At 53.2% G+C, this 5,904-nt stretch carries 9 protein-coding genes; 2 read left to right on the forward strand and 7 right to left on the reverse strand.

Features of this window, described 5'->3' with window-relative positions; genetic code table 11:
* Nucleotides 1–239: 239 nt before the first annotated feature.
* Nucleotides 240–683, reverse strand: coding sequence for a cyanase (cynS, locus tag ABWP27_RS11710; RefSeq protein WP_353156970.1), 444 nt, complete (start codon nucleotides 681–683; stop codon nucleotides 240–242).
* 239 nt (nucleotides 684–922) lie between these two features.
* Here cynS and ABWP27_RS11715 point away from each other — a divergent pair, with 239 nt between their 5' ends.
* Nucleotides 923–1,609: an epoxyqueuosine reductase QueH gene (locus tag ABWP27_RS11715; RefSeq protein ID WP_353156973.1), complete on the forward strand. Its 687-nt coding sequence runs from the start codon at nucleotides 923–925 to the stop codon at nucleotides 1,607–1,609.
* Nucleotides 1,610–1,689: 80 nt separating this feature from the next.
* On the opposite strand, the gene dinB is transcribed toward ABWP27_RS11715, so the two are convergent.
* Nucleotides 1,690–2,850, reverse strand: a complete 1,161-nt coding sequence (dinB, locus tag ABWP27_RS11720) for a DNA polymerase IV (protein WP_353156975.1) — start codon at nucleotides 2,848–2,850, stop codon at nucleotides 1,690–1,692.
* A 711-nt stretch (nucleotides 2,851–3,561) separates the two neighbouring features.
* The gene (locus ABWP27_RS11725; RefSeq protein ID WP_353156977.1) at nucleotides 3,562–3,897 is read right to left on the reverse strand and encodes a hypothetical protein; all 336 of its coding nucleotides are present in this window, start codon (nucleotides 3,895–3,897) and stop codon (nucleotides 3,562–3,564) included.
* A 211-nt stretch (nucleotides 3,898–4,108) separates the two neighbouring features.
* Here ABWP27_RS11725 and ABWP27_RS11730 point away from each other — a divergent pair, with 211 nt between their 5' ends.
* Nucleotides 4,109–4,819, forward strand: a complete 711-nt coding sequence (locus ABWP27_RS11730) for a hypothetical protein (protein WP_353156980.1) — start codon at nucleotides 4,109–4,111, stop codon at nucleotides 4,817–4,819.
* A gap of 27 nt (nucleotides 4,820–4,846) precedes the next feature.
* On the opposite strand, the gene ABWP27_RS11735 is transcribed toward ABWP27_RS11730, so the two are convergent.
* The 4 genes from ABWP27_RS11735 to ABWP27_RS11750 form a co-directional block, all read right to left on the reverse strand.
* The gene (locus tag ABWP27_RS11735; RefSeq protein WP_353156982.1) at nucleotides 4,847–5,080 is read right to left on the reverse strand and encodes a VF530 family protein; all 234 of its coding nucleotides are present in this window, start codon (nucleotides 5,078–5,080) and stop codon (nucleotides 4,847–4,849) included.
* An 11-nt stretch (nucleotides 5,081–5,091) separates the two neighbouring features.
* Nucleotides 5,092–5,418, reverse strand: a complete 327-nt coding sequence (locus ABWP27_RS11740; protein ID WP_353156985.1) for a DUF2288 domain-containing protein — start codon at nucleotides 5,416–5,418, stop codon at nucleotides 5,092–5,094.
* Between the two features lie 66 nt (nucleotides 5,419–5,484).
* Nucleotides 5,485–5,691 carry a SlyX family protein gene (locus ABWP27_RS11745; protein WP_353156987.1) on the reverse strand — a complete coding sequence of 69 codons (207 nt, stop codon included), beginning with the start codon at nucleotides 5,689–5,691 and terminating at the stop codon, nucleotides 5,485–5,487.
* A 31-nt stretch (nucleotides 5,692–5,722) separates the two neighbouring features.
* Nucleotides 5,723–5,904, reverse strand: a 182-nt coding sequence (locus ABWP27_RS11750; protein WP_353156990.1) for a hypothetical protein, incomplete at its 5' end; no start/stop codon positions are given.

Here is a 5,904-nt window from a genome sequence, read left to right on the forward strand (position 1 = left end):
ACCGGCCTGTCACGCCGGGGGTCGCGGGTTCGAGTCCCGTCCACTCCGCCAAAATAAGAAAATGCCCGCGCAAGCGGGCATTTTTGTTTTCATCTCAAGATTCGGCACAGCCGACACTCTGCGAAGTGGAGTGAGCCGCCTGCGCGGCTCACGGCGGGACTCGAAGGGAATCGCTTGCAAGCGATTCCGCGGCCTGCGGAACGTAGGCGAGTCCCAGCACCAACAAGCAACTCTGCAAATCAATAAGCCTTGTAGGCCAGATACTTGCCGCTCATGACGATACGTACGCGGTCGCCATTCGGATCTTTCTCTCTTGCCATATCCATCTTGAAATCGATCGCACTCATGATGCCGTCGCCGAATTCTTCATGGATCAATTCCTTGAAAGTGGTGCCGTAGACGCTCACCAGCTCATAAAAGCGATAGATCAAGGGATCAGTCGGGACTGCCGTCGGCAACGAACCTTTGTACGGCACCACCATCAGCCACTTTTTCTCGTCATCCGTAAGATCAAAAATACCGGCCAGGATATCGGCCTGCCTGGCATCCAGCGTCATCTGTCCGAGGCACGCCGCCGTGACCCATTCTTTGCTTAAACCGACCTTGGCCGCGACCTCAGACCATTTCAAACCTTTTGCAACCTTGCCGGTGATGATTTTTTCAGTAACGTCCAGACGATTCATGCTTCACTCCTTGAGTTGAAATTGGCGTAATGCGGCATCCGATAGACTGCCCGTTTTAGCTAAAGCAAACTTCATGCGCACCAACATGGCAGGCACTCAAATCTTTGCATTAGAGCAAGCAGATTCACGCAGTGCGTCTCTCAGACTTTTCCAGTTCTGGTAACATACGAACCCTGCACACAAAGGCTCGTTGCCCCGCATTTTTCCTGACCATGCGCCTATCGCAACGAGAAAGCACGATGACTGATTCCACTCCTGACTTCAAACGCGAACCCATTCCACTCCCGAGCAAACCCGGCAAGGTTTTGCTGCACTCCTGCTGTGCGCCATGCTCCGGTGAAGTAATGGAAGCGATGCTGGCCTCCGGCATCGAGTACACGATTTTCTTTTACAACCCGAACATCCATCCGGAAAAAGAATATCTGCTGCGCAAGGAAGAAAACATCCGCTTTGCCGAAAAGCACAACATCGAATTCATCGACGCCGACTACGACACCGACAACTGGTTCGAGCGTGCCAAGGGCATGGAGAACGAGCCTGAGCGCGGCATACGCTGCACGATGTGCTTCGACATGCGTTTCGAGCGCACGGCCTTGTATGCGCACGAACACGGCTTCCCGGTGATTTCCAGTTCGCTCGGGATTTCACGCTGGAAGGACATGAACCAGATCAACGATTGCGGCGTACGCGCCGCAGCGAAATACCCGGACATGCTGTACTGGGAATACAACTGGCGCAAAAAAGGCGGCTCTGCACGCATGATCGAAATCTCCAAGCGCGAGAATTTCTATCAGCAGGAATATTGCGGCTGCGTGTATTCGCTGCGCGACACCAACAAACACCGCCGCGAAAGCGGGCGCGAACGAATTGCCATGGGTGTGCAGTTTTACGGCAAGCAGGACGCCACCGAAAAAACCGACGAGTAAATCCTATGGCTGCACATTCCTTCATCGAATGTGCAGCCAGACCAACATCGTCATTTCAGGGCGATATCAACACGACCAAATCAAAGCTGCTCCACCGCAAACAATTCGCCCTGCTCCACCATCGTGGGCAGCACTTCACCTGGTTTCGATAAAGAAGTAATCCGTACACCGAGCAGCCGCAAACGCTTGTCCAGCGGCACGCGGCGCAGGCATTCGCCGGCAGCCTGGCGTATCGCCTGTGCATTATTGCTTGGATCGGGCAAGGTCAGATCACGCGTCACCGTGCTGAAATCGGCATAGCGCAACTTGATGCCGACGGTGCGACCCAGATATCCCTTGCGCACCAGATCATCTGCCACACGCTCACACAGTTGCGTGAACAAGACGCTCAATTCCTTGCGATCCAGTTTGGCGTGCAGATCACGCTCCAATGTCGATTCACGACTGATGGACTTGGGTTCAGAACGTGTCATCACTTCCTTATCATCGATGCCGTGCGCAACCCGCATCAGCCATGCGCTGTAGACGCGGCCGAAATTCGCCTGCAGCACGGCAGGATCGCAAGCCGCCAGTTGCGCTATCGTCAGTATTCCGAGACCGGCGAGTTTTTCTGCGGACTTGGGCCCGATGCCATTGATTTTCTTGACCGAGAGCGGCCAGATACGCAACGGAATATCCTCTGTCGAAAGAATGGTCAGGCCATTGGGTTTTTCCAGATCCGAACATATCTTCGCCAGCAATTTGTTCGGCGCTATCCCTATCGAACAGGAAAGACCGGTGGCAAGGTTCACCGCATCCTTGATGCGTTGTGCAACGACGGCAATCTCTTCGTTCTGATCCTTGAGGTCGAGATAGATTTCATCGATGCCGCGATCTTCCATCTGCGGCACAATCGCGCTGGCAGCGGCCTTGAACAATTTGGAATAATGGCGATAGGCAGTGAAGTCGGTAGGAAGCAAAATCGCATCCGGAGCCAGCTTCGCCGCTTTCATCAGTCCCATCGCGGAAAATACCCCCAGCGCACGGGCTTCATACGTTGAAGTAGTCACCACACCGCGCCCGGCATAATCGCGCAGGCGCGCATAACGGCGGCTGCCATCCGCCTGCAGTACCGGTTGATGCGCCGAACCGGCACCGATCACAACCGCCTGTCCACGCAATTCGGGATAACGCAGCAATTCAACCGATGCATAAAACGCATCCATATCAAGATGGGCGATATGGCGGGGACGCGTAGACATAAGACGGCAACAACTGAAATGAGATACTGCCCAGCATAACATTTGCTGTACGAATACACAGTAAATTCGCAGTGAAAATTACTGTAATTCCGGTACACATTGCCAGGCCGCTTTTTCTCAAAGAACGACAAGGGCAAGAAGTGGAAAGTAAAAGCTGAAAAGTAGAAGCGCTGAAGTGCACATCAGGACGCAAATAAAACAAGGCGAGAGCACCTGCGTACTCTCGCCCGACAAGCCACCCGTCAAATCAGAAAATTATCTGCCAGGCATGCTTGGACTTGTTGCCGGCATTGCGCAGGATGGTGCCTTGCCACTCGCTTCAATACGTCGTTTCACCAAGGGATCAGCAGTGTAATTCAAGCGCGATTGATCGGTATATCTCGGGTCGTTAGGGTCGGATGGCGCCTCTGAAGCAGGCACCACGATAAGGACTGGACATGCCTGGGGGGCTGACTGGGCGGCTGCAATTTGCGACAACATGGCCACCGCCGTGCCGGCAAGAATGGTACGTAGTTTTATCATGGCAACTCCTTGTTCAATAATAAGAAACCGATACGAAGCGCTCGCACGGAAATGGATGCTGCCAAGTAAATTGATTGGCATTGCATGCCTTACTACTGACATGGATTGTTATCAGAAGTTCATCTTGCCTTGTCCGCACTGCCTTGCGGCAATATGCGCGAACGGATGCATCGCCCTTCAAGCATCAGCTTAATTACCGCGCCACCATAAACCTATGGCTGCCAGAGACAGTGCAATGGCAATCCATGACAATAAGGACATGCGTCGATAACGCCGCTCATTCGCAATCACACCCTGCTCCAGCGTCATCACCATTTGCTGCAACTGCTCGGCCAGATCCTTGATGCGCACGGCATTTTGCGACGCCACTTCCTGCAGTTCGTTAATCTGCTGCTGCAACAGCGCCTCCTGCGTCGCGGCATTCTCATCGATCTTGCTCTTCTTGAATACCGGCAAAGCGGCGTCAATGATGGTGCCTACGTGCGGCAGGATGGCCTTGACGGCGGGTACTAGCCATGAATACATGCGGATTCCTTACCTGAATAAATAACGTGCTGTGTTTGACGGACTGCCGTTGCTGACTGCCCATAGACGATCTTGCATGACAAATTCCATGTTGCCTATGCATTTACCGCATTTCCCGGCATTTCCATTTCGTTGCCGCCGGGTTTTAAGTTATATTGCAACGACTCCTGCTGCCGCACGGTTCGCGGCAGCAAACAACATCAATTTGAAAATGACTACACCGCTTATGCTCGACCCCAACGCCTTACTCAAGCCACTCGATGGCTACATCGTAGAAGACCTGAGCAACGCCGACATCGCCACCACCGGTACGATTGCTGCTTCCATTCTGGGCGACCTCGCCGCACCCGTGTTGAAGATGCTGTCGGTTGCCGGCGATTCCGCCAACGATATCTCGGTCGAATTCTTCCCCGATCCGGACGACGAAAGTACACCCGGCACACTGATCTTCTGGCCCGCCACTCGCACCAGCAAGAACAGCACGCGCGACGACGCATTCAATGCCGAGTATGCATTGCGCCTCGCGGTATTTTTATCCGAACGCGAAGACGAGGATGTGATCTACCCGGCCGGCTTCAGCATGGTGCTGAAGCTCAATGAAAGCGGCTGCGAACTGGTAAAGAATCTGCCGCCTGCCGTATTTGAACGACTGGAATTCCAGATGAAGGGCAACTCCTTGCCGAGCGGCTTTGAGTTTCTCGATGACAGCGAACACATTCCGGTCATTCCGAACATGCGTCGCCAGTTCCTGAAAGCGATTACACGCGCACATTCAGTAACAGCAAAAAAACGCAGCAAGGAATTTGACGCGGTGATGGCGCATTACATCTGGGACAACACCGAACCGAAGCCACACTTTGAAGCCGTGCTGTCAACGCTGGCTACGCTGTTTGTCGCAATACACCATCAATCCAAACTGTAATTTATTTGCACCAACATGCCCGATTGTTCAGTCGGGCATGTTCACAAACAGTTCTTCCACCTTCGTTCTCGCCCACGGCGTCTTGCGCAGAAATTTCAAACTTGATTTGATACTGGGATCGATGTTGAAGCACTTGATCTCTATGCGTCGGCCCAGCTCTTCCCAGCCGTAGCAATCCACCAGCGCGAGCAGGATCTTCTCCAGGCTCTGGCCATGCAATGGATCGCTGTCTGACGCTCTGTTCTTTTGCTGGTCGCTCATCATATTGCCGCTCAGGCCGGTTTGTTTTCCTGCACCAGCACCCACGGCCGTGCCACGACGGCCCACAATACGTTATCCACTTCCAGCCAGGCGCTTGCCTGCGCATCTGTCGCCTTGGCAAGCTTGCCCTCATTCAGCCATTGCTCCACGCTCGCCTTGTCATCGATGGAAAAGCGCGCCGCGACATCGACCAGATCAAGATCGCTGCTCACCACGATCACCAAACCGCCGGCGAAATAACGCAGCAATTCAGACCACGCAATTTGCGAAGTTTCCATATTGAGTTTGGCATGCAAGAGTTTTTGCTCCTGATCCGGCTGGCCTTGGGTAGTCATCATCAATTCAATCTGTATAAAATTTAAAACTTCGGAAAAGCATTTTCTTTACGCAAGGAGCCACGCACATCAATAGTGTGGCGGCCGCTCATTGGCGGCACCCTGTTCGTTGGCGCCACTGGCAACTTCCTTCAAGCGTCCGACCAGCGCAATGCACAAGGATTCCAGTTCATCGATTTTCTTTTGCTGTTCGTACACCATCTTGTTCAAGGCATCGACCAGATCCTCCTGGCGCGTCAGCTTGATTTCGATATCGACGATACGGTCTTCATTCATGATTTTTTCCATTTACTGATGCGGCGCAGACTCAAGCCACTTTCGGTTTTTGCAATAGCGCCTTCAGATTCGCCAGCCGGTTTTGCGGCGTAATGATTTCATCTTCAGTCGGTACCGCGTCGCCCTCATCCAGTTTCATTTCCTTGATGAAGCGGGAAATATCGCAATGCACGTGTTCGCGTGCGCGCTTGCGTTTCTTGCACCAGCTCACAT

The sequence above is a fragment of the Herminiimonas fonticola genome, from assembly GCF_040395855.1.
Lineage (GTDB): Bacteria > Pseudomonadota > Gammaproteobacteria > Burkholderiales > Burkholderiaceae_D > Oxalicibacterium > Oxalicibacterium fonticola_A.

What these genes read in the sequence shown, in the direction of transcription:
- cynS (WP_353156970.1), bottom strand. Translation starts at nt 683, where the DNA reads ATGAATCGTCTGGACGTTACTGAAAAAATCATCACCGGCAAGGTTGCA.
- ABWP27_RS11715 (WP_353156973.1), top strand. Translation starts at nt 923, where the DNA reads ATGACTGATTCCACTCCTGACTTCAAACGCGAACCCATTCCACTCCCG.
- dinB (WP_353156975.1), bottom strand. Translation starts at nt 2,850, where the DNA reads ATGTCTACGCGTCCCCGCCATATCGCCCATCTTGATATGGATGCGTTT.
- ABWP27_RS11725 (WP_353156977.1), bottom strand. Translation starts at nt 3,897, where the DNA reads ATGTATTCATGGCTAGTACCCGCCGTCAAGGCCATCCTGCCGCACGTA.
- ABWP27_RS11730 (WP_353156980.1), top strand. Translation starts at nt 4,109, where the DNA reads ATGACTACACCGCTTATGCTCGACCCCAACGCCTTACTCAAGCCACTC.
- ABWP27_RS11735 (WP_353156982.1), bottom strand. Translation starts at nt 5,080, where the DNA reads ATGAGCGACCAGCAAAAGAACAGAGCGTCAGACAGCGATCCATTGCAT.
- ABWP27_RS11740 (WP_353156985.1), bottom strand. Translation starts at nt 5,418, where the DNA reads ATGATGACTACCCAAGGCCAGCCGGATCAGGAGCAAAAACTCTTGCAT.
- ABWP27_RS11745 (WP_353156987.1), bottom strand. Translation starts at nt 5,691, where the DNA reads ATGAATGAAGACCGTATCGTCGATATCGAAATCAAGCTGACGCGCCAG.